Raw genomic sequence first — 22,437 nt, forward strand, 5'->3', positions numbered from 1 at the left:
CAGAGTGTCTCCATCGGCGATCCCCCACCCCGAGCGGGACGCCGCGCTGCGTGGCCTCGTCCGAGAGCACGCGGGTCTGGCGGCCTTCGTCGACCGGGACCGGGCGTGGCAGGCATGTGTCGACGTCGTCACGCGCACGCTGGGTGACGTCGCCTGGATCGCGGAGCTCGACCACGACGACCCGCACGGCGGCGCCGTGCTTCGCCACCTCGACGGCCACCGCACTCCCGCGCTGCGGGCCCTCCAGATCCCACCCGGGCACGGCCTGACCGGGAAGGTCTTCGGCCTCGGCCGCACGGAATGGGTGGACGACTACTTCGCCACGGCAAGGATCACCCACACCTTCGACACTCAGATCGCCGACGAGGGCATACGGAGGCTGCTCGCCGTGCCGGTCGTCGCCGACGGTCGGACGCTCGGCGTGCTCGCGGTCGGTGTGCGCAGCGACGGTGCCTTCGGCTCCGTCGCTGCGCAGCACGCCGGCACGATCGCCGACGAGATCGCGCGCGCGGTCGAGGTCGCCGATCGGGCCCGGGCCGCACGTGAGGCGGCCGTGCACGCCGAGCGCTCTCGCCTGGCCGCCGAGCTGCACGACAGCGTCGGAGCCCTGCTGTTCGCCATCGGGTCCGGCATGGCAGGCCTCGTCGAGTCCTCGAGCGCCGATCCCGTCCTGCGGGCCCGCCTCGAACAGCTCCGGGGCCAGGCGGTGGAAGCATCGACCGCGCTCCGCGACTCGATGCGCACCCTGCGGGCCTCACCCACCGCCCTCGAGCTCGCCGTCGCGTTGCGCGCCGACTGCACCGCATTCACCGAACGCACCGGCACCCCCGCCGAGCTCGTCATGCTCGACGACAACCTGGCCCTCGACCCCACCCGACGCGACATCGCCGTCACCGCGGTGCGCGAGGCCCTGCACAACGTCGAGAAACACGCCGGTGCGCACGGCGTCGTCGTCACCGTCTGCCGCCGTACCCCGGAGCGGCTCGTCATCGCCGTCACCGACGACGGCGTCGGCATGGCGCCCGACTGTCCACAAGGGATCGGGCTGGCCACCACTGCCGACGCCGTCGGCCGAGTCGGCGGGCTGCTCACCCTGGCAGGCGACCCGGACGGCGGGACGACGTGGCGGATCGAGCTGCCGTGCTGACCGACATCGTCGACGTCCTGATCGTCGACGACCATCCCGTCGTCTGCGACGGCGTCGCAGCCCAGCTCCGTGGCCACGAGGACATCCGCGTCGTCGGCGTCGCCTGCTCCGGCGAGCAAGCCGTGGTCGAGACGACGCGGCTCTCCCCCGACGTCGTCGTACTCGACGTCCGCCTTCCGGACCGGCCCGCTCCCGACATCATCTCGCTGATACGCGCCACCTCACCCGACACCCGGGTCCTCCTGTTCACCGCGTTCCCCGAGCACATCAGCGTCGGCCCCACCCTCGCCGCCGGAGCTGCAGGGCTCGTCGTCAAGGACGCCTCCGTGGCCGCTCTCGCCGCCGCCATCCGCGACGTCGCCAGAACCGGCCGGTACCGACCCGCCGGAGGCGACGGCGGGGATCCGGCGCAACGCTGCAGCGGGCTCGTCTCCGCCCGCGAATACGACATCATCCGGCTCGTCGCCACCGGCCTCACCAACTCCGAGATCGCCGCGCAGCTCTACCTGTCCCCGAATACCGTGAAGGCCTATCTGGCCACCGCCATGCGCAAACTCGCGGCGCGCAACCGCGCGCAGGTCATCACCCGTGCTCGGACCCTCGGCATACTCTGATCCGGCGGTCGAGGTCGCCCACCGCGGCAGAGTTCGTCCTACGCCGAGTGCCGAGTCGGGCGCGCACCCCTCGAGACGGGACAGCTCATGAACGCTCAGCCGAGGTCGACCGGGCCCGCCACCAACCGCTTCGGACGACTCATCGAGCGCCGCGACAACGCCGATTTCCCCTACTACGACGGCACGCCCGTCAGGGTCTCCGTCGGACGGTGGATCATCGTCTGGGCGGCCTGTCTCGCCGCGTTCCTCGTCCTGTCCTTCATCCCACAACCGAACGACATCGTCGCGCTCGTCCCACGCGCGCTGTTCACCGCGATCATGCTCGGCGCACTGGTCTGGGCCACCGGCCCCCACTGGAAGGCGGTCTTCCGCCGGGTCGCAGTCCGCGACATCGGCCTCATGATCCTCTTCGCCGCCCTCAACTACGTGGTCACCCTGCTCGTCGCCCTCCTGGTCTCCACCCTGTTCAGCACCGCGACCAACACCGCCGTCACCAGCCCCGCGTCCGACCCCCTCGATCTCGTCGCCCTCTAGCTCGGCGTCGCGATCCAGCTACTCGGTGAAGAGCTCCTGACGGTCCTCCCCTTCCTCGCGCTGCTCCACATCCTCACCAGCCGCGCCCACCTGACCCGCACCAGAGCCGCGCTTCTGGCCTGGCTGATCACCGCCGTCTGGTTCGGGCTCATCCACCTCCCCACCTACGACTGGCACCTCGCCCAGGCCCTGCTGATCATCGGCGTCGCCCGACTCGTCCTCACCCTCGCCTACATCCGCACCAAGAACCTCTGGGTCAGCACCGGCGCCCACGTCCTCAACGACTGGGCCCTGATCACCCTGGGAACCACCACCGCAGCCCTACTCTGACCTGCGCAGATTCTCACCGGGGCCGCTGAGGGAGCACCCGACTCCCGTCCTGCGATCCACTGTTCGAGTCCGCGGACGAGGTGTCGGGTGTCCCGATCGCCGCGGGCACCCTGCGGTCGACGACGGTGAAGACGACCGCCAGGAGCACCGCCACCAGGACGACGAGCAAGGAGTTCAGCAGGGCCGGACCGAGCCCCAGGCGGCCGGCGTCGAGGAACGGATAGGGGTACCAGCCCACGATCGCGCCCCGGACGAAGGTGTACACCAACCACGCCACGGGCCAGACGAAGGCCGCGACCACGGTGACCCACGACCACCGTCGCCGCGGACCGAGCACGAGCCAGGCGAGCAGCGTCCCCCACGGCATGACGTAGTGGAACAGGACCGTCGCGACGAGCGCCCAGCCCGTCAGGTGGACCAGCGGCGCCAGGACGAAGTCGAACACGAGGCCGGTGATCACGATCCCCAACAGGGCGTCCAACCGAGCCACCCGCCACACCCGGCCGTCCCGGAGCGGATCGAGCGCCAGCATCGCCGCCACGACCCCGGCGATCACATTGCTCTGGATCGTGAAGAAGCTGAACAGCTGCACCAGCCGAGCCGATCGACATCGCCGCACCCGTGTCGCCGGAGTTGGCGTCCGCCCCACCCGTCGCGATCAGGGTGAGCTGGATGGCCAGCCCGACCACCACCACGAGGGCCAACACAGCATGCACGACCCGACTCACCCTCACCACGAGCCGATTCACGTGGCCCACGGCGGACTACGACAACTCATGACTCGACACGTCATCGGGAGCCCCGGGCCGTGGCGCGCCGGCCCGGGCGGCTCAGGATCGCGTCGTGGTAGGTCGTGCCGCGGCTCATGCCGAGCATCCTCGCCACGGGTCGCTTGGTGAGGGCGGTGGCGACCAGGTCCCCGAGGCGGGGCGAGCAGGCCTCCGCCAACAGCAGCATGGAGGCGGTCCGGGGTAGCACGACACGTCGCCTCCCCCGTCGGACCGCCCTCACCACGGCACGGGCGACGTCGTCGGCCGACAACGGCGTCATGTGGCGGAAGGGCGGGGGCATCTCGGCTTCGTCGGCGTCTCTGAGCAGGTCGGTGGCGGTGAGGGCGGGATGGATGACCGACACCCGGACTCCGCTGCCCGCCAGCTCCTGGCGGAGGCTGTCGGAGAACGCGGAGACCGCGTGCATCACGATGGCGTACGAGCCGAACCGCGCGAACGCCTTGCGCCCCATCACCGACGACATGCCGACGACCGTGCCCGAACCCTGCCGACGCATGATCGGCAGCACCGCGCGGGTCAGGTCGATCATCCCGAAGAGGCTGGCGCGCAACGTCTGGTGGACGTCGTCGTCGAAGGTGGCCGACTCCGCCGCGCCGACCTTGCCGATCCCGGCGTTGTTGACCAGGACGTCGATCCGCCCGAACCGCTCGACGGTCGCCGCGACCAGCGCGCGCACCGCGTCGGGGGCGGTGACGTCGGTCGGCACCGCCAGGACCTCGGCGCCGAGGGCACGGACCTCGTCCGCCACGTGGGCGAGCCGGTCGGCCGTCCGCGCGGCGAGCACGACGTGCGCGCCTCGCCGGGCGAACTCCAGGGCGGTCGATCGGCCGATACCGCGTGACGCGCCGGTGACCACGACCACCGTCGACCGGAAGTACCCGTCCATGTCGTCCTCCTCATGATGTAGGTACAACAAATGGGCGTGGCTGCCGGCAGGCGGCCACGCGGGGCTACGCCTCGGGCGGATATCCCATGGCGCTCGCGACCTCGTGAACGGTCGCCACGCCCGTGTCCCCCAGGAGCTGGGCGGCGCGCTGTTGGGCCCGCCGCCACTCCGGCATGACAGAGCGGATCGTGCTCCTGCCCGCGCGGGTCAACGCCACCTCTCGCACGCCCTTCGCGTCCGACGCGACGGCCTCGACCCAGCCGCGGTCCTGCAGCAGCCTCAGGTTCCGGCTCACGGTGGACCGCTCCAGCTGCAGCACCTCGCCGAGCCTCGACGGCGGACACGGGCCGACCTTGCCCAGCGCGGCGAGCAGGTTGACCTGAGCGACGGTCAGGCCGTGCCGATCGAGCGCACCGTCGTACAGGGCGGTGACCGCACGAGCGATCAGTCGGACGCGTACGGCCAGGCAGTCGCGCACGATCTCGTCCGCGGGCGCTTCGGTCACGAGCCCAGTGTTGTATATACATCAATGGGCGTCAAGCTCGGAGACCGAGAGGGGCGTGCGCGACGTGGCCCGGGAGGCGGACGTCGCCGTCACCACCGTGTCCGCCCACTTCGCCGCCACGCTCGGGCCAGCCCGGTTCGGGATCGGCTGGGCGGGATGAAGCGCCGGGAATGGCCCGGAACCCCGGAAAGTTACTGTCCACGTGGATAGTAACGGAGACCTCGAGGGTCGCCGGGTCCTGGTGGCCGGAGCCACCGGGGGCATCGGCGAGGGCATGACCGCGGCACTGCGCACGCGTGGCGCCACCGTGCTGGCCGCCGGGCGCAGCGCCGAACGGCTCGACCGACTGGTCGAGTCGCTCGGCGGGGACGGCGTGGTGCCGGTTCCGGTGGACCTCACCGGCGACCCGGCGGCGGTGCGCCGACAGCTGGCCGAGCACGGGGTGACCGAGGTGGACGGCGCCGTCGTCACCATCGGCGACTGGGGCCCGCCCGGGCGAGTCGGCCTGCTCGACGTCGACGACGCGACCTGGGACCACATGATCGCCGCCAACCTCACGGCACACTTCCGGACACTGCGTTCGGTCACCCCGCTGGTCGCCCGCAGCGGCGCGCTGATCCACCTCAGCGGCTTCAGCGCCGAGATCCCCTACCCCTTCGCCGCCCTCGTCGGCGCCACCAACGCGGCCAAGAAGTCGCTGGTCCGGTCCCTGACCGCGGAGCTCGGCGGCCGCGGCCCCCGGGTGTACGAGCTGGTCATCGGACCGATCCGGACCCGGCCGCGGGCCGCGGCGGGCATCGACGACCCGCGCTGGTACTCCGCCGAGCAACTGGGCGAGCACGCCGCGGACCTGGTGGCGGGCACCGGGGCGCACGTCGGCGACCCGCTCCAGTACCTGGTGATGCCCGCTGCCGGCGTCACGACCACCCCACCACGGACGTGACCGGGCCGCGCAGGGTCCGCGCCGGGGACCGGGACTACGAGGCGTTGCGCCACACCTACACCCGCCGAGGCGCGCCGACCGAGATCGTGCTGGCGCGAGACGGCGAGGACGTGGCCGCCGTCGTCGAGCGGGCAGGCCGCGGCGGCGGACCCCTGGCCGTCCGCAGCGGCGGCCACGGCATCAGCGGAAGGTCCACCCTGAACGACGGCGTGCTGCTCGACCTCTCCGGGCTGCACCAGGTCGAGGTGCTCGACGAGACCACCCGACTCGTCCGTCTGGGACCGGGCGCGCTGTGGGGGGACGTCGCGGCGGAGCTGGGCAGCCGCGGCTGGGCGCTGTCCTCCGGAGACACCGGGGACGTCGGCGTGGGCGGCCTCGCGACCGCGGGCGGCATGGGACTGCTCGCACGGCGCTGGGGGCTCACGATCGACCGGGTCCAGGCCGTCGAGATCGTCCTGGCCGACGGCTCCCTGGTCCGCGCCGACGACCGGGTCAACCCCGACCTGCTCTGGGCCGTCCGCGGGGCGGGCGCCAACTTCGGCGTGGTGACCGCGTTCGAGCTGGCCGCGGAACCCGTCGACCAGGTCGCCGTGGCCGAGACCGTGGTCGACGCGCGCGACACCGCGGGGCTGCTCGAACGATGGGGTGCCGCGGTCGAGGCCGCGCCGCGGGAGGTCACGAGCTTCCTCATCGTCATAGGCACCGGCCGCGGGCCGATCGCCCGCGCCCACACGGTGCATTCGGCGGGCGAGCACGCCGACTCCGCACTGCTGCGCGACCTTCGGCCGGTCCTCGAGGTGGGCCCCGCGCTCGACCAGCAGGTGCACCGCGCCCGGTACCCGGACCTCGTGCGCGCGGACCACGCCCCCCACCACGCCCAGCAACCGCTCGCCGAATCCCGGTCCGCGCTGTTCACCCACCTCGACGCGGAGACCGCCGCGGCCGTCGCGGAGCTCGTGCGCTCGGGCGCCGCACCGATGGCGCAGTTCCGCAGCGTCGGCGGCGCGGTCAACGACCTGCCCGCGGACGCGACGGCCTACGCCCACCGCCACCAGAACTTCTCGCTGATGGCCGCGACCACACCCGACCGGGCACCGGAGCTCGACGCCCGCTGGCCCGACGTCGCCGCGCACGCCGACGGCCTCTACCTCAGCTTCGAGACCCGGGTCGGCGAACAGCAGCTCCGCGACGCCTTCCCGGGCGCGGTGCTGGAGCGCCTACGCAGCCTGAAGGCCCGCTACGACCCGGCGAACCTCTTCGACCGGAACTTCGCGCTCCTCCCGGCGTGACTCAACCGACGGGGCCCAGCAGGATCGTCCGCAAAGACGCGGTCAGCCGGGCGACGAGGTCCTCGGGGGACATCGCGGCGAGCGGGCCGACCCTCAGCACGTAGCGGCTCATCGTCAGCCCCATCAGGTGCGCTCCGACCAGAGCGACCCGCTCGGGGACGTCCGGCACGTCGAGCACGGCACCGTAGGGCTCGACGCTGAACTCCTGGATGGCCGCGAGCAGCCGCTTCGCCGCGGCCTGGTCCGACGCCGCGGCCCGGACCAGGGCGATCAACGGATCAGGCGCGCCGCCCTGTTCCATCCGCGCGACGAACGAGGTGGCGATGCGGTGCGGGAGCTCGGCCGTGGGCCCCTCCGTGAAGCCCGGAAGCTCCCTGGTGCCGGGGACCGCGGCGAGGAAGAGCTTCTCCTTCGACCCGAAGTGCAGGGTGATCAGCCCGTGGGTGACGCCCGCCCGTCGGGCGACCTCCCGCATCGTGGTGCCCGGGTAGCCGCGTTCGGCGAACACGCTCGCGGCGGCCGCCAGGATCGCCGCCCGCCTGGCGGCGGGGTCGCGGACCCGCCGCGGGGGCCCGACCGCCTCCTCGGCCCCGCTCATCGTCGTTCCTCCGTGTCCTCGTCCTGCGCTCTCGTGCTGGCTGCTCACCGGCCCGTCGACGTCGGAAGGGGCTGGTCGAGCACCGCGGTCACGGCCGGCCCCATCCCGGCGACGACGGTCTCGGGGCTCATCTCCACCGCGGCGGGCAGCCGGAGCACGTACCGGCAGAGGGCGAGGCCGAGGATCTGGGCGGCCACCAGGGCCGCGCGCGCCCGACTGGCCGCCGGGTCCTCGTCGACGGTCGCCGCCACCACGCGGGCCAGGCCGTTCTCGATCACCTCCTGGACCCGGGCGGCCGCCTCGGGACTGTCCACCGCGCTCGCGAGCAGCATCCGCAGCGGGTCCTCGGTCTCCGCGTTCTCCCAGAGCGAGAGGAAGTGCCGCACCGCGAGCTCACCCCGCCGGGCCGGAGGCACGGCGGCCAGGTCGGGCAGCGCGAGGTCGATGTCGGTGGCCGCCCGGAACAGGTCGGCCTTGTTCCCGTAGTAGCGCATCACCATCGACGGGTCGATGCCCGCCTCGGAGGCCACCGACCGGATGGTCGTGCGGTCCAGTCCCTGGCGGGCGAACTGGCGCCGCGCCGCGGTGAGGATCGCGGCGCGGGACAGCTCCGCGCGCTGCTTCTTCGTCGGCACCACCCGAGCCTAACGGGTTGCACGACGACACGATCCAGGTACAGTCAACATGTGTTGGCCAACAAACGTTGACTCATAGTGGGGGTACCGAGATGCTGCCCAGCAAGGTCGAGGTCCTGGTCGCGGGCGGCGGTCCCACGGGACTCGTCGTCTCGTCCGTGCTCCGTCGCGCCGGTCGGGAGGTGCTGACTCTCGACCGCCAGGCGGAGGGCGCCAACGCCTCCCGGGCCGCCGCCATCCATGCCCGCACCCTGGAGGTGCTCGACGAGCTGGAGGTCACCGACACCCTCGTCGCGGAGGGCGTGCGGGTCCCCTGGTTCTCCTTCCGGGACCGCGACCGGCTGCTCGCCCGGCTCGAGTTCGCCGAGCTGCCCACCCGACACCCCTTCATCCTGACGATCCAGCAGTACCGGACCGAGCGGATCCTGCTGGAGGGGCTGCGCGCCGCGGGCGGGGACGTCCTGCGGCCCTACGAGGTCACCGAGGTCCGCCCCGACCGGGACGGTGCGACGGTGACCGTCCTCGGCCCCGACGGCGTCGAGCAGGTCCGCGCCCGGTTCGTGATCGGCGCGGACGGCACCCACTCCCGGGTTCGCCAGCAGGCCGGGATCTCGTTCCTGGGCGGCGACTACCCGCAGTCCTTCGTGCTCGCCGACGCGGTGCTCGACGAGTGGCCCCTGGAGTTCGACGAGGTCCAGAACTTCTTCTCCCCGTCCGGCATCGTGGTGAGCGGCCCGCTGCCCGAGAAGCACCGCCGCGTCCTCACCACCGTCGACGAGGACCCCGCCGAGATCGACGTGCCCTTCGTCCAGGGCATCCTCGACGAGCGCGGACCGACGGGCGCGAAGGTGGGCTCGCTGTCCTGGACCTCGCGCTTCCGCGTCCACCACCGGGTCGCCTCGACCTTCCGGCTGGGCCCGGTACTGCTGGCGGGCGACGCGGCGCACGTCCACAGCCCCGCAGGCGGTCAGGGCATGAACCTCGGCATCCAGGACGCGGTCGACCTCGGCCACACCATCGCCGACTTCCTCACCGACCGGGCCCCCGGCGAGACCGCACTCGACGGCTACGAGGCCCGACGCAAGCCGATCGCCAAGGCGACGGTCCGCTTCACCAACGCCATGACCAGCGCCTCCATCGTGCGCAACCGCCCGGCGCAGCTGGTCCGGGACGCCATGTTCGCACTGGCCGGGAAGCTCCCGCCCGTCCGCCGCCGGATGGCGCTGCACATGGCGGAGCTGTCCTGAGCGCGCTGCACCCGGCCCACGACCCGGCTGCGCCACGATCGAAGGAGACCCCCGTGACCCCGACCGTCACCGGAGTGCACCACCTGAAGTTCCCCGTCCGCGATCTCGCGGCCGGTCTCGACTGGTTCGAGCGCGTCCTCGGCGCCGAGCACGTCGCCCGGTTCGACCACGTCGACGAGCACGGCCACCGGTACGCCGTGATGGTCTTCCTGCCCGGTCTCGGTGCGCCCGTCGAGCTACGCCACGCGCCCGAGGCCGCCGTCGCGACCGCGGGCTACGACCCGGTCACGTTCGGCGTGGCCGACGAGGCCGCGCTGGACGCGTGGGTGGCCCACCTCGACGGGCTCGGCGTCCCGCACAGCGGGAAGGTCACCGGCTACATCGGCCAGGTCCTCGGCCTCACCACGCCCGACGGCCTGGTGCTGCGGCTCTACACCGACCCCCCTGGCGGGTTCGACGGCGTGCCGATGGACTCCGAGAACGCGGACATCCACCACCCGGCCCTGTCCACCTCGCTGATGCGAGGCACCGGGACCTGACCATCGGACGGTCACCGGTCGGCCGTCGCGGAGGTCGGGGCTGCGACGGCGTCGGCGACGACGCTCGCCGACACGGGGCCGTGCAGCGCTCGGATTCTCAGAGGGAGAGCTTCCTGCGCAGACGCTGGGGTCTGGTGAGCTGCGAAGCCCGCTCCAGCTCCTGCAGCGCGCCCGCGTAGCCCCGTTGGGCCCGCTCGACGTGGGCCGTGAGGACCGTCGTGAGCCCCGGGACGTCCCCCGCGGCCGCCAGCTCGGCGATCTGCCGATGCTCCCGCATCGAGGCCTCGAACGCTCCGGCGGTACGGGCGGACAGATGCACCCGCACCGCGGAGATCTGCGCGAACATCTGGTCGTACGCGCCTGCCAGGTAGCGGTTGCCGCACCAGTCCAGGAAGGAGAGGTGGAAGGCGGCGTCGAGCCGGTTGTAGCGGAGGAGGTCGCCCGCAGCGAGCGCCGTCTCCATCGGGGCGAGGCGGTCGTGCAGCGCCGCGGACACCGCCGCGCCGTCTCGCACCAGGGCGAGTTCCGCCCCCGCGATCTCCAACCGCAGCCTGCACTCGCACAGCTCGCGAATCTGGTCCTCGCCGGGGCGGAAGATGTACGTGCCGGACTTGGGGCGGATCTCGACCAGGCCCTGCCCGCGCAACTCCTTGAGCGCCTCCCGAACCGGGGTGCGGGACACGCCGAAGGCCGTGGACAGCGCGTCCTCGGACAGGGACTCACCCAGCTCGAAGGCTCCGTCCATGATGGCCTCGCGCAGCCGGTCGGCGACGGCCGTGGCGAGCGATGCCCTGGCGGCGGGTGCGGCCATCGGCGAGACCCCTTCCTGACGGTGTACCGACATTCTTGCATCCCTATCTTGTATCCCAGTTAACGCGCATCTAGAGTTCCAGCGACCGAGCGGAGCACAGCGGCTCCCGGGTCACCCCTGCCCCACCACCGACGGTGGGGCGCCGACGATGGGATGGGGCAATGGACGCCACGACCTTCACCGCGGAGGACAACCGCAAGGCCCGCCGGGCCGCCCTCGGCAGCTTCGCGGGCGCCGTGATCGACTGGTACGACTTCATCCTCTACGGGCTGGTCGCCGCGCTGGTCTTCAACTCCGAGTTCTTCCCGAACGTCAGCCCGGCGATCGGCACGCTCGCCGCGTTCGCCACGTTCGGCGTGGGCTTCCTGTTCCGCCCGCTGGGCGGGATCGTGTTCGGGCACTTCGGTGACCGCATCGGGCGCAAGCAGATGCTCGTGCTCACAATGATCCTGATGGGCGGCGCCACCACCCTCATCGGGCTGCTGCCGGACTACGCGACCATCGGCTGGTGGGCGCCCTTCCTCCTGGTGGTCCTGCGCGCGATCCAGGGATTCGCCGTCGGCGGCGAATGGGGCGGGGCGACCCTGATGGCGGTGGAGAGCGCTCCGCCCGGCCGTCGCGCCCTCTACAGCTCGGGCGTCCAGGTCGGGTACTCCGTCGGACTGATCATCGCCACCTCGTTCATCCTGATCATGCGGGCGGTCACCACCGAGGAGCAGTTCGCGACGTGGGGCTGGCGGGTGCCGTTCGTCGCGAGCGTCCTGTTGGTGCTGGTCGGACTCGTCGTGCGGGCCCGGGTGGTGGACTCCGAGGAGGTCACCAAGCGGGTCGAGGCCGCCGAGCAGCGGGCGACCGGACGCCGGCGGATGCCTCTCCTCGAGGCCCTGCGCAACCACCCGGGCGCCTTCGCGAAGATCTTCGGCCTGCGCCTCGTCGAGCTGTTCTCGGCCTACATCGTGATCACCTTCGCGGTCAGCTACGCCACCGTGGACGGGCTGTTCACCCGTGACTTCATGCTCAACGTCGGGCTCGTCGTCGGCGCCCTGGGGATCGTCACCATCCCGCTGTTCGCCTACCTCTCCGACCGCTACGGGCGCCGGAACATCTATCTGATCGGCTCCATCGCGGGCGTCCTCGGCGCCGCGCCGTTCTTCCTCGCCATCGAGAGCGGGTCCAAGGTCGCCGTGATGGTCGGCGCGATCGTGCTGTTCAACATCGCCCACGACATGGCCGTCAGCGTGCAACAGCCCCTGTTCAGCGAGATGTTCGGGGCCGAGTTCCGCTACAGCGGGGCGGGTGTGGGCTACCAGTTCGCCAGTGCGATCGCAGGCGGCTTCACCCCGTTCATCGCCGCCGCGCTCGCCGCCGCCACCGGCGGCTCCTGGTACCTCGTGGCCACCTACATGGCCGTGGGCTGCCTGATCTCCGCCGTGCTGGCGTGGCGGCTCGAGCAGCCCGCGAAGGCCGCCGCGACCAGCCCCGCCACGACCACCGTCTGATCCCCGACCTCGAGGAGACCACCATGGCCACCCTGCGGGAACTGCTCGCGGGCCCGGACATCGTGTCCGCCCCCGGCGCCCCCGACTCCATCACCGCCCGGCTCGTGCAGGCGGCGGGGTTCCCGGCGATCTACATGACGGGCTTCGGCGCCACCGCGAGCAGGCTCGGCACCCCGGACATCGGGCTGCTCACCCAGACCGAGATGACCGAGCACGCCCGCAACATGGTGCGGGCCGTGGACATCCCGATCGTCGCCGACGCGGACACCGGCTACGGCGGCCCGTCGAACATCGCCCGCACGATCGCCGAGTACCGGCAGGCGGGGGTCGCGGCGGTGCACCTGGAGGACCAGGTCGCACCCAAGCGGTGCGGGCAGCTCGCCGGGATCCGACTGACGGATGCCGAGGAGAGTGCCGACCGCCTGCGCTGCGCCGTCGAGGCCCGCGGCGACGCCGACCTCCTGATCATCGCGCGGACCGATGCGCTGCCCGCCGTCGGTCCGGACGAGGCCCTGCGCCGCGCCGCGCTCTACGCCGAGGCGGGCGTGGACCTGGTGTTCGTCGACGGGATCAAGACGATCGCGGAGGTCGAGACGGTGGCGGCGGGGGTGACCGGCCCCAAGGTCGTCTCGCTGGTCGACGGAACCGAGGCCGCCCGACTCACCGCCAAGGACCTGCAGGGTCTCGGCTTCGACCTGGTCCTTTACGCGGTGACCACCCTGTTCGCCGCCACCCGTGCCGCCGCGGACGCCCTGGCGAGCCTCGCCGCCACGGGGTCCCCGGAGCAGGGCCCGGCCAAGCACACCTACGCCGAGTACTCCGATCTCGTCGACCTCGCCCACCACCAGGACCTCGACCATCGCTTCGGCGGCCGCTCGTGAGCGCCCCCACGGTCGTCGTGACCGACAGCGAGTTCGGGGACCTCGACGTCGAGCGCGCGCTCGTCGAGGGCGCGGGGTTCCGGTTCGTCTCGGCGCAGGCCCGCACCGCGGACGAGGTCGTGGCCGCGTGCGCCGATGCGGACGGCATCCTGAACCAGTACGCGCCGATGGGCGCGGACGTCCTCGCCCGCCTGCCGCGCGCACAGATCATCTCCCGCTACGGCATCGGGCTGAACACGATCGACGTCGAGGCCGCCACCGCGGCCGGCATCCTCGTCGCCAACGTGCCCGACGGCTCGCTCGACGACGTGTCCGACCACGCGGCCGGGATGATCCTCGCGCTGGCTCGCGGCCTGGGCCGCTACGACCGGGCGATGCGCTCGGGCGACTGGGACTACGCGGCCGCCGGCCCGCTGTTCCGGCTGCGCGGCCGGACCCTGGGGCTGGTCGGCTTCGGGCAGATCCCACGCAGGCTCGCAGCGAAGATGCAGGCCTTCGGCATGCGGGTGATCGCCCACGACCCCTACGCCACCGCGGCGGAGGGGATCCCGCTGGTCTCGGCCGAGCAGCTGTACCGGGAGTCCGACGTCGTCTCCGTCCACGCCCCACTGACCGCCGCGACCACCGGGATGGTCGACGCCGCCGCCTTCGCCGCGATGAAGCCCACCGCCTACCTGGTGAACACCGCCCGAGGACCCGTCGTCGACCAGGACGCGCTGGTGGCGGCGTTGTCCGAGAACAGGATCGCCGGCGCCGGGCTGGACGTCTTCACCGTCGAGCCGCTGCCCGGCGACCACCCGCTGCGCCGCCTGGACTCGGTGCTGCTCAGCCCGCACTGCGCCTGGTACTCCGAGGACTCGGAGGCCGAGATCCGACGCAAGACGGCGGCCAACGTCGTCGAGGTGCTCAGCGGGCGCGCTCCCGTCTATCCGGTGAACCGGCCCGCAGCGCCTCGAGCGGGGTGTGCCGGTGTCTGAGCAGCAGCGGACGGCGATCGCGACGGTCTGTCTCTCCGGTGCGTTGGAGGACAAGCTGGAGGCGGCGGCGAAGGCCGGCTTCGACGGGGTGGAGATCTTCCAGCCCGACCTCGTCGCCACTCCCCTGTCACCCGGCGAGGTGCGCCTGCGCTGCGCCGACCTGGGCCTGTCCATCGACCTCTATCAGCCCTTCCGGGACCTCGACTCGACCGATCCGGCCCGTTTCGCCGCCACCCTGCGGCGGGCCGACCACACCTTCGGCGTCATGGAGGAGTTGGGCGTCGACACCGTGCTGGTCTGTTCGTCGGTCGCGGCCGATGCCGTGGCCGAGCCGGACCGGATCGCCGAGCAGCTCTCCGCGGTGGCCGAGCGCGCCCGGGCACGCGGGCTCCGACTGGCCTACGAGGCCCTGGCCTGGGGCACCCACGTCTCGACCTGGGACGCGTCCTGGGACGTGGTCCGGCGCGCCGACCATCCCGCGTTGGGCCTGTGCCTGGACTCCTTCCACATCCTGTCCCGGCGGTCGGATCCGGCCCCGATCGCCGACCTGCCGGGCGAGAAGATCTTCTTCCTCCAGCTCGCCGACGCGCCGTCGCTCGACATGGACGTGCTGGAGTGGAGCCGCCACCACCGGCTGTTCCCCGGTCAGGGTGCCTTCGACCTGTCAGGGCTGCTGGCCGCGGTGCACGCCGCCGGGTACGCGGGGCCGCTCTCGCTCGAGGTGTTCAACGACGTGTTCCGCCAGTCGGACCCGCTGCGCGCGGCGGTCGACGCCCGCCGCTCGCTGACGGCGCTGACGGACCACTCGCTCCCGGTGCCGCTCACCGGGCACGCGTTCGTCGAGGTGGCCGGGGACTCGTCCACCGCGGATGTCCTGGCCGCGCTGGGGTTCTCCCGCACGGGGGTGCACCGCACCAAGCCCGTGGAGCGGTGGGAACAGGCGGGCGCGCGGATCCTCGTGAACCGCGCAGGCGCCGAGGCCGCGGTGCTGGCGGTCGGGGTCGAGGCAGCCGACCCGCCCGCCGCCGCGCGACGCGCCGCCCGACTCGGTGTGCCCGCGCTGCCGCGGGAGCGTGGTCCGCGCGAAGCCGACCTCGCCGCGGTGCGGGCTCCGGACGGCACCGCGGTCTTCTTCTGCCGCACCGGCGCGCGGGACGACTGGTCGGGCGACTTCGTCCCCACCGACGAGCCCGCGGTGGCCGGCATCGGGGTGACCGGGATCGACCACGTCGGGCTCGCCCAACCCTTCGACCACTTCGACGAGGCCGCCCTGTTCTACCGCTCGGTGCTGGGGCTCACCGCGGAGGGGGCGGGCGAGTACGCGGCACCGTTCGGCCTGGTCCGGACGCGGGCCCTCGCCGACGAGCAGGGAACGGTCCGGCTCGCCCTGACCGTGTCCCGGCTCCGCCGCGGCACCTGGGCGCCGGGGGTCTCCGAGCCGCAGTACGTGGCGTTGGCCTGCGACGACGTCCTGGCCGCCGCCCGGGCGGCCCGGGCCTTGGGTGCCCCGCTGCTGGACATTCCGGACAACTACTACGCCGATGTCGACGCCCGCCTGGCCCCGGCCCACCTCGCCGAGTACCGCGAGCTCGGCGTCCTCTACGAGGAGACCCCGGACGGCTCGTATCTGCAGGTGTGCACCGAGGTCGTGGGCGGACGCCTGTTCCTCGCCCTGACCCAGCGCATCGGCACGGACGCGGGCTACGGCTGGACCGACGCACCCGTGCGGATGGCGGCGCACCGGCGCAGCCGCCTCGTCCGGGAGGCGGCAGGCGCGCGCTGAGCCACGGGGACCGCGCCTAACGTCCGGCGCGGCGGTGCCAGCGGGACTCGTACTGCTCCCCCCGCGAGCGGCGCCGGTGCTGGCGCATCGCGGCGATCAGCGCCTCCCGGTCGCGCACCTCGAGGGCCGCGACGATGTCGAGGTGCTCCTCGTAGCGCTGACGCCGGGCGTCGGCCATCAGCATCTCGGCGATGATGTAGGGCTGGGCCAGGCGCCACAGCCGGTCCAGCTCCTCGACGATCACGGACTGCGGGGAGAGCACGAAGATCGCGAAGTGGAACTCGCGGTTCACCGCGAAGGTCTCGGCCGGATCGACGTCGTCGACGATCGCCAGGAGCCGCTCGTTGAGCCCCCGGATGTGCTCGATCACCTGCGCGTCCGGCCAGACGATCTCGCCGACCACCTCGTCCTCGAGCAGCTCGAGCATGCGCGCCAGCTGGGCGAGCTCGCCCGGGCTGCGCTTGGTCACGAAGAACCCGCGGTGCTTCTGGTGCGCCAGCACGCCCTGCTCCGCCAACGCGTGCAGCGCCTCGCGGACCGGCACGCGACTCGTACCGAGCGTGCGCGCGAGCTCCTCCTGCCGGAGCTGCTCCCCGGGGCCCAGCTCACCGGCGGCGATCTGGGCCAGGACCTCGCCCACCACCCGGTCCACGGCGGCACCCGACTTGACCAGCGAGGACTCTTGGCCGACTGCCATTTCTGGGGACCCTCCCGACGTGCGGTGACGATGTCACGTTACATGACCGAATGCAATTCCCGATTCACGGGGGGTAAATTGTAGGCAATCCTGTCTTCCCCGGCGCCCCCGCAGTCGCTATCGTCCTGCCCACCGATCGGGCAGCAGCCGACTCGGAGTCATCGCCGCCGGACGAGGAGGTCCGTCGCACCCCGGATCCGCGACACTCCACGGCCGAGCCACCCGCCCGATGTCCGCCGGAGATCGGCCGCGGCCCCGAGCCGCCCTGCACAGCCACCCAGCCCCCCGCCCGAGTCGGGTCACCGCCCCCCTCGATGGCCCTGAGCAGCCGTTCGACGCCGAGATGGCCGGATTCCCGACTCCGGGACCCGTGAGGGTGTCGCGAGCACGCGGCCCCGCGACCGCCACCTGCGCTGCCGCATGGCGGCGCGCGGCGCCACGCGGCGGGCCACACCGACGCTCGTCGGACGGCAGGCCGCAGGCCGAGCAAGATTGCATGCAATATTTGCTTCACAGATCGCCTGCAGAGTCGCTATGGTCACACCGTCGGCCCTGGCAGCACCGGGCCGATCCCCACAGGACGAGGAGGTCCGCGTGCGCTGGACGAGCGACCGCAGTCGCCGCCAGGGCCCCTCTCGCGGGCCCGCCGGACCGACCGACTCTTCGGCAGCGTCCCCCGGGAAGCGTTGTCCCGTTGACCCGGTCCCGGGACCCGGGACCGGAGCCACCCGTCCGCACAGCCGTGTCCTCGCGGACGGGCATCCACCACGTCGACTGGAGGACCGGTCATGACGACCGCGACCGAACCCGGCCCCACCACGGCACCCGGCACCGGGCGGACCGGGGCGCTGCCGCAGACGATCCGCCCGCTGCACCCGTCGATGCACCTGGCCGCCCGCGCCTTCCCGGTCCGGACTCCACCCGGGGACGACCTCTGGCTCCACCACGCGGTGCGCGCCGCGTCGCCCGGCGAGGTGCTGGTCGTCGACTGCGGCGGCGCCCTCGACTTCGGATACTGGGGCGCGGACCTGACCATCGCCGCGATCGCCCGCGGCCTGGCGGGCCTGGTGATCCACGGTGGGGTCCGGGACGCGAGCCGACTGGTCGAGCTCGGGTGGCCGATCTTCGCCGCGACGGTGTCGACACGCGCGACCACCCAGGACCCCCTTGGCGACGGTGAGCTCGGTGATCCGATCGTGATCGGCGCGGTGCCGGTCGTGCTCGGCGATCTCGTGGTCGGAGACGCGGCCGGGGTCGTCCGCGTTCCCGCCGGCCGGATCGCGACGCTCGCGTGACCGCGGGCCAGGTCCTCGCCGAACGCGGCTCCGCCGCGCGGCTGCCCGGCGGCACCCAACACTGGCTGACCCAGATCGACCGCCATGCCCACCTCCTGCCCGATCGTCCCGCGCTGGTCTTCGAGGGCCGAACGACCACATGGAGCGACCTGCACCGCCGGGTCCACGCGCTGGCGGGCGCACTGGCCGACCGAGGCGTGCAGCCGGGCGACCGGGTCGCGGTCCTGATGAGCAACCGGACCGAGTTCGTCGAGGGACTGCTCGCCGCGAACGCCGCCGGGGCGATCGCGGTCCCGGTGAACTTCCGGCTCACCGCCGACGAGGTGACGTTCATCCTGCAGGACTCCGGGTCGGTGGCCCTCGCCGTCGACGCCGATCTCGCGCCGACGGCCGCACAGGTCCGGGGTGCACTCGCAGGCCCGGCACTCGTGCTGGTCACCGGCGCCGACCCCGCGGTGGCGGGACCCGGCGCACTCTCGTTCGACGAGCTGGCCGAGTCGCGCCTCGGACTGCCCGCCGCGGTGGCGATCGACGAGCGGGACCCGGCTCTGATCATGTACACCTCCGGGACCACCGGGCGACCGAAGGGCGCGGTCCTCACCCACCTGAATCTCGCCGTCCAGACCCAGACCCTGATCCGGATCTGGCGACTGGTGGACGAGGACGAGGTCAGCCTCTGCGCCTCGCCGATGTTCCACATCGCCGCCATCGGGGCGATCGCACCGCTCATCGCCATCGGCGGGACCACGGTCATCGCACCCAGCGGCGCGTTCGATCCCCAGGCCATGATCGACACGCTCGACCGCGAGGGCATCACCCACGTGTTCATGGTCCCCTCGCAGTGGCAGGCGGTGGTGGACGTGCCGGACGCCGGGCGCCGGGCCCACCGCCTGCGACTGTTGTGCTGGGGCGCGGCGCCCGCCACGGTCCCGCTGCTCCGTCGGATGGCAGAGGTCTTCCCCGGAGTGCCCAACGTGTGCACCTTCGGCCAGACCGAGATGTCCCCGATCACCACGGCCCTGAGGGGCGAGGACGCGATCCGCAAGATCGGGTCGATCGGACGCCCCGTCCCGGCGGTGGACATCCGCATCGTGAACGACGCCATGCAGGACGTCGCCCGGGGCGAGGTCGGAGAGATCGTCTACCGCGGCCCGGGGCTGATGCAGGGCTACTGGAACCTCCCGGAGGCCACCACGGAGGCGACCACCGGCGGCTGGTTCCACTCCGGTGACCTGGTGCGCGAGGACGAGGACGGCTTCCTCTACGTCGTCGACCGCAAGAAGGACATGATCATCTCGGGCGGGGAGAACATCTACTGCGCCGAGGTCGAGGACGTCCTCGCGGGACATCCCGCGGTCCTCGAGGTCGCCGTGGTCGGCGCCCCGCACGAGCGCTGGGGTGAGACCCCGGTCGCCGTCGTCGTCCCGGCCGGCACTCCCCCCACCCTCGCCGAGCTGACCGAATGGTGTCGCACCCGGCTCGCCTCCTACAAGAAGCCGACCCGGCTGCTGCTGCTCGACGCCCTGCCGCGAAACGCCACCGGCAAGGTCCGCAAGCCCGTGTTGCGCGAACGGGTCCGCTGAGCCCCCGCACCCACGGCGTCCGACCCACCCGACATCGCGTCCGCCACCTCCCGCCCTGACCGACTCCCAGGAGACTCCATGAGCGTCGACGACCCGAGCCGCGATCCCGTGGCGGCCCCACCGCAGTCGCAGACCCAGCCCTCCTGGCGCGAGCTGCGCCGGGTCGCGCTCTCCAGCTATCTCGGGAACACGATCGAGTTCTACGACTTCATCCTGTTCGCCTCGGCCTCCGCGCTGATCTTCGGTCCGCTGTTCTTCACCAGCCTGAGCCCGACGGTCGGAGTGCTGGCCGCCTTCGCGACGTTCGCCACGGGCTACATCGCCCGACCGCTCGGCGCCTTCGTCTTCGGCCACATCGGCGACCGCGCCGGACGCAAGTCGACACTGATCTGGACCATGACCATCATGGGCCTGGCCAGCGGGTTCATCGGCCTGCTGCCCACCTACGCCCAGGTCGGCACGCTCGCCCCGGTACTGCTGGTGATCCTGCGGATGCTGCAGGGCTTCGCGGTCGGCGGCGAGTGGGGCGGCGCGGCACTGATGACGGCCGAGTACGCGCCACCCGGTCGCCGCGGGTTCCTGACCTCCTTCTCCCAGGCGGGTCTGCCCTCCGGCGGCCTGCTCTCGACCCTGGCGATGGCGGGGGTCGGGCTGCTCCCGCAGGAGCAGCTGATGTCCTGGGGCTGGCGGCTGCCCTTCATCGCCAGCTTCCTGCTCCTCGGCGTCGGGCTGTACATGCGGCTCCGGATCAGCGAGAGCCCGCTGTTCACGCAGATGGAGCGGATCGAACGCGAGCGCCGGGTACCGGTCGTCGGGCTGTTCCGGGACCAGAAGGCCTCGCTGCTGCGCGGGATCGCCGCGTCCCTGCCGGTCGTGATGGCGTCCACCCTGTTCGGCAGCTTCGCGATCTCCTACGCCGTGCAGCAGGGACACTCCCGCTCCAGCACGCTCTCGGCGCTCGCGGTGTCCTGGGTGCTGGCCATCGCCCTGACGCCGCTGTTCGGCCTCCTCTCGGACCGATTCGGCAGACGGCAGACCTACCTGGTCGGAGCCGTGCTGATGGCGGTGCTCACCCTGCCGGTGTTCCTGCTGATCGGCGCGGGCTCCACGGCACTGCTGTACATCGGGGTGAGCCTGCTCTCCGGGATCGGAGCCACGCTCATGAACGCCAGCCTCGCCGCTCAGCTGAGCGAGATGTTCGCGACCTCCAACCGCTACACCGGTGTGTCGCTGGCCTACCAGGGCGGGACGCTGGTCGCCGGGTTCACCCCGTTGATCGTGGGGGCGCTGGCCGCGGCGGCGAACGGCAGCCTCGTCTGGGTCGCGGTGTTCGTCGTCGTCGTGTGCCTGGTGGCCGCGGGCGCGGTCTGGGCCACCAGCGACCGTCGCCACGAGACCCTGGGGGTGGTCAGGGCGGGCCCCGCATGACCGCCGCGACGACCGCGGGTCCCGCCGAGACGCGCCGCCGCGCGGAGGCCGCGGCCCGCCTGCTCCTGGGGAACCCCACCCACTCCCCCGACCGAACCGACACGACCGAGTCCCAGCAACCCCACCACGAAGGAGTGCCCGCATGCTGACCGCTGCCGACAACGAACTGATCACCCGCGTGGGTGCCGGAACCCCGATGGGCGAGTACATGCGCCGGTACTGGCTTCCCGCCACGCGTTCCGAGGCCGTTCCCGCCGGGGGTGAGCCGACCCAGGTGCGGCTGCTCGGCGAGGACCTCATCGTCTTCCGCGGCACCGACGGCTCCCTGGCCTGCCTGGACGAGCGCTGCCCGCACCGGCTGGCGTCGCTGGCGCTGGCCAAGCCCGAGGGCGACCGGATCACCTGCCTCTACCACGGCTGGCAGTTCGGCACCGACGGGACCTGCGTCAACGTGCCCACCGAGCCCGCCGACAAGCGCGCCGACTTCGCCGCCCGGGTCAAGGTCCGCAACCACCCCGTCGCCGAGGCGGGCGGCATCGTGTGGATCTACCTCGGGGAGGCCGACACGGCACCGCCGCTGCCGGACTTCGAGTTCGCCAACCTGCCCGCCGACCACGTGACCGTCGTCGTCGGGCTCACCACCTGCAACTGGATGCAGTGCCTGGAGGGCCTGGTCGACACCGTCCACGTCGGACAGCTCCACCAGGCCTGGCTGCCCGCGATCACGAGCAGCCTCGCCTCGGTCTCGGTGGAGTCCGCGCCCACGTACGACATCGACACCGCGGACTTCGGCCTGCGGGCCTGTGCCGACCGCCCGCGCGGCGACGGGAGCCACTACGTCCGCATCACCGAGTACGTCGCGCCGTTCTGGTCCTTCATCCCGTCTGGGGTGAAGGAGGACCGCGTCTGCATGGCCGTCGTCCCGGTCGACGACACCAACACCCTGCAGTTCTACGTCTTCCACAACCTGACCCAGCCGCTGGACACGGAGGACCCCGAGAACTCCGAGGTCTACCGCCTGCTGATGGAGACCCCGGACGACTTCGCCTCGTCGGTGCGGAACAAGCCGAAGTGGGGACAGGACCGGGCGAGCATGGGCGGCGACCACTTCACCGGGCTCCCGAACATCGTGCTCGAGGACGTCGCGCTCCAGGAGAGCCAGGGCCAGATCATGGACCGCACGCGGGAGCACCTCGGCTCGAGCGACCAGTTCGTGGCCCGGACCCGCCGGTTCCTGCTCAAGGCCGCACGAGACCTCGAGGCCTCCGGGACCCTCCACCCCGACCCGGCGACCCTGGACGTGCGGTCGGTCCGTGCGCTGGCCGTCGACATCCCCGAGGGACAGGACTGGCGCACCGTCACCAGCTGACCCCCTGCGGCGGCGTCCCGGGCGCCCCGGGACGCCGCCGCCGCGACCACGGAGAG

General features: G+C 72.4%; 23 protein-coding genes. 16 read left to right on the plus strand and 7 right to left on the minus strand.

The annotated features are described in order from the left end of the window. Positions 1 to 4 precede the first annotated feature (4 nt). The 4 genes from L3X23_RS11105 (at position 5) to L3X23_RS36585 (ending at position 2,625) form a co-directional block, all read left to right on the plus strand. Positions 5 to 1,147, plus strand: a complete 1,143-nt coding sequence (locus L3X23_RS11105; protein ID WP_237192136.1) for a GAF domain-containing protein — start codon at positions 5 to 7, stop codon at positions 1,145 to 1,147. Then, positions 1,141 to 1,761: a response regulator transcription factor gene (locus L3X23_RS11110; RefSeq protein ID WP_237192137.1), complete on the plus strand. Its 621-nt coding sequence runs from the start codon at positions 1,141 to 1,143 to the stop codon at positions 1,759 to 1,761. Before L3X23_RS11105 ends, L3X23_RS11110 begins: the two co-directional genes overlap by 7 nt. Positions 1,762 to 1,848: 87 nt before the next feature. Then, the gene (locus tag L3X23_RS11115) at positions 1,849 to 2,295 is read left to right on the plus strand and encodes a hypothetical protein (protein WP_237192138.1); all 447 of its coding nucleotides are present in this window, start codon (positions 1,849 to 1,851) and stop codon (positions 2,293 to 2,295) included. 12 nt (positions 2,296 to 2,307) lie between these two features. Beyond that, positions 2,308 to 2,625, plus strand: coding sequence for a CPBP family intramembrane glutamic endopeptidase (locus L3X23_RS36585; RefSeq protein ID WP_374204985.1), 318 nt, complete (start codon positions 2,308 to 2,310; stop codon positions 2,623 to 2,625). A 13-nt stretch (positions 2,626 to 2,638) separates the two neighbouring features. Here L3X23_RS36585 and L3X23_RS11120 read toward each other — a convergent pair whose 3' ends face one another. The 3 genes from L3X23_RS11120 to L3X23_RS11130 form a co-directional block, all read right to left on the minus strand. Then, positions 2,639 to 3,217 (minus strand): Pr6Pr family membrane protein, encoded by a 579-nt coding sequence (locus tag L3X23_RS11120; RefSeq protein WP_237192139.1) that lies wholly within the window; start codon positions 3,215 to 3,217, stop codon positions 2,639 to 2,641. 197 nt (positions 3,218 to 3,414) lie between these two features. Then, positions 3,415 to 4,302, minus strand: a complete 888-nt coding sequence (locus L3X23_RS11125) for an SDR family oxidoreductase (RefSeq protein WP_237192140.1) — start codon at positions 4,300 to 4,302, stop codon at positions 3,415 to 3,417. 64 nt (positions 4,303 to 4,366) lie between these two features. Then, the gene (locus L3X23_RS11130) at positions 4,367 to 4,807 is read right to left on the minus strand and encodes a MarR family winged helix-turn-helix transcriptional regulator (RefSeq protein ID WP_237192141.1); all 441 of its coding nucleotides are present in this window, start codon (positions 4,805 to 4,807) and stop codon (positions 4,367 to 4,369) included. Positions 4,808 to 5,009: 202 nt separating this feature from the next. Here L3X23_RS11130 and L3X23_RS11135 point away from each other — a divergent pair, with 202 nt between their 5' ends. Then, positions 5,010 to 5,750 carry an SDR family oxidoreductase gene (locus tag L3X23_RS11135; RefSeq protein ID WP_237192142.1) on the plus strand — a complete coding sequence of 247 codons (741 nt, stop codon included), beginning with the start codon at positions 5,010 to 5,012 and terminating at the stop codon, positions 5,748 to 5,750. Continuing rightward, on the plus strand, positions 5,747 to 7,039 hold the full coding sequence (locus L3X23_RS11140) for an FAD-binding oxidoreductase (protein ID WP_237192143.1): 1,293 nt from the start codon (positions 5,747 to 5,749) through the stop codon (positions 7,037 to 7,039). The genes L3X23_RS11135 and L3X23_RS11140 overlap by 4 nt, the downstream gene beginning before the upstream one ends. 1 nt (position 7,040) lies before the next feature. On the opposite strand, the gene L3X23_RS11145 is transcribed toward L3X23_RS11140, so the two are convergent. Both L3X23_RS11145 and L3X23_RS11150 read right to left on the minus strand, forming a co-directional pair. Then, entirely contained in the window at positions 7,041 to 7,637 is a 597-nt protein-coding gene (locus tag L3X23_RS11145) for a TetR family transcriptional regulator (protein ID WP_237192144.1), read from the minus strand. Between the two features lie 44 nt (positions 7,638 to 7,681). Next, positions 7,682 to 8,272, minus strand: a complete 591-nt coding sequence (locus tag L3X23_RS11150; RefSeq protein ID WP_237192145.1) for a TetR family transcriptional regulator — start codon at positions 8,270 to 8,272, stop codon at positions 7,682 to 7,684. A 92-nt stretch (positions 8,273 to 8,364) separates the two neighbouring features. Between L3X23_RS11150 and L3X23_RS11155 the strand changes: the two genes are divergently transcribed. Together L3X23_RS11155 and L3X23_RS11160 are read left to right on the plus strand one after the other, a co-directional pair. Continuing rightward, the gene (locus tag L3X23_RS11155) at positions 8,365 to 9,519 is read left to right on the plus strand and encodes an NAD(P)/FAD-dependent oxidoreductase (protein ID WP_237192146.1); all 1,155 of its coding nucleotides are present in this window, start codon (positions 8,365 to 8,367) and stop codon (positions 9,517 to 9,519) included. Positions 9,520 to 9,572: 53 nt separating this feature from the next. Then, positions 9,573 to 10,058: a VOC family protein gene (locus L3X23_RS11160; protein WP_237192147.1), complete on the plus strand. Its 486-nt coding sequence runs from the start codon at positions 9,573 to 9,575 to the stop codon at positions 10,056 to 10,058. 97 nt (positions 10,059 to 10,155) lie between these two features. On the opposite strand, the gene L3X23_RS11165 is transcribed toward L3X23_RS11160, so the two are convergent. Continuing rightward, positions 10,156 to 10,869 carry a GntR family transcriptional regulator gene (locus tag L3X23_RS11165; protein WP_237192148.1) on the minus strand — a complete coding sequence of 238 codons (714 nt, stop codon included), beginning with the start codon at positions 10,867 to 10,869 and terminating at the stop codon, positions 10,156 to 10,158. A 161-nt stretch (positions 10,870 to 11,030) separates the two neighbouring features. Between L3X23_RS11165 and shiA the strand changes: the two genes are divergently transcribed. From shiA to L3X23_RS11185, 4 genes are read left to right on the plus strand one after another with little or no spacing between them, the layout of a single operon-like run. Then, positions 11,031 to 12,368, plus strand: a complete 1,338-nt coding sequence (gene shiA, locus L3X23_RS11170) for a shikimate transporter (RefSeq protein ID WP_237192149.1) — start codon at positions 11,031 to 11,033, stop codon at positions 12,366 to 12,368. Positions 12,369 to 12,391: 23 nt separating this feature from the next. Beyond that, complete coding sequence (locus L3X23_RS11175; protein WP_237192150.1) at positions 12,392 to 13,249, plus strand: oxaloacetate decarboxylase; 858 nt, start codon at positions 12,392 to 12,394, stop codon at positions 13,247 to 13,249. Continuing rightward, on the plus strand, positions 13,246 to 14,226 hold the full coding sequence (locus L3X23_RS11180) for a C-terminal binding protein (RefSeq protein WP_237192151.1): 981 nt from the start codon (positions 13,246 to 13,248) through the stop codon (positions 14,224 to 14,226). The genes L3X23_RS11175 and L3X23_RS11180 overlap by 4 nt, the downstream gene beginning before the upstream one ends. Further along, a complete protein-coding gene (locus tag L3X23_RS11185; protein ID WP_237192152.1) occupies positions 14,219 to 16,009 on the plus strand; it encodes a sugar phosphate isomerase/epimerase and 4-hydroxyphenylpyruvate domain-containing protein in 1,791 nt (596 codons plus the stop codon). Before L3X23_RS11180 ends, L3X23_RS11185 begins: the two co-directional genes overlap by 8 nt. Positions 16,010 to 16,025: 16 nt before the next feature. Here the strand turns inward: L3X23_RS11185 and L3X23_RS11190 are convergent, their stop codons facing one another. Next, on the minus strand, positions 16,026 to 16,706 hold the full coding sequence (locus L3X23_RS11190; protein ID WP_237192153.1) for a GntR family transcriptional regulator: 681 nt from the start codon (positions 16,704 to 16,706) through the stop codon (positions 16,026 to 16,028). 788 nt (positions 16,707 to 17,494) lie between these two features. Between L3X23_RS11190 and L3X23_RS11195 the strand changes: the two genes are divergently transcribed. The 4 genes from L3X23_RS11195 (at position 17,495) to L3X23_RS11210 (ending at position 22,381) form a co-directional block, all read left to right on the plus strand. After that, positions 17,495 to 18,001 (plus strand): RraA family protein, encoded by a 507-nt coding sequence (locus tag L3X23_RS11195; RefSeq protein WP_237192154.1) that lies wholly within the window; start codon positions 17,495 to 17,497, stop codon positions 17,999 to 18,001. Next, on the plus strand, positions 17,998 to 19,584 hold the full coding sequence (locus L3X23_RS11200) for a long-chain-fatty-acid--CoA ligase (RefSeq protein WP_237192155.1): 1,587 nt from the start codon (positions 17,998 to 18,000) through the stop codon (positions 19,582 to 19,584). Before L3X23_RS11195 ends, L3X23_RS11200 begins: the two co-directional genes overlap by 4 nt. 78 nt (positions 19,585 to 19,662) lie before the next feature. Then, entirely contained in the window at positions 19,663 to 21,012 is a 1,350-nt protein-coding gene (locus L3X23_RS11205) for an MFS transporter (RefSeq protein WP_237192156.1), read from the plus strand. Between the two features lie 142 nt (positions 21,013 to 21,154). Next, positions 21,155 to 22,381 carry a Rieske 2Fe-2S domain-containing protein gene (locus tag L3X23_RS11210; RefSeq protein ID WP_237192157.1) on the plus strand — a complete coding sequence of 409 codons (1,227 nt, stop codon included), beginning with the start codon at positions 21,155 to 21,157 and terminating at the stop codon, positions 22,379 to 22,381. The last annotated feature ends 56 nt before the right edge of the window (positions 22,382 to 22,437 follow it).

This window comes from Pseudonocardia sp. WMMC193 (genome assembly GCF_021728735.1).
Lineage (GTDB): Bacteria > Actinomycetota > Actinomycetes > Mycobacteriales > Pseudonocardiaceae > Pseudonocardia > Pseudonocardia oroxyli.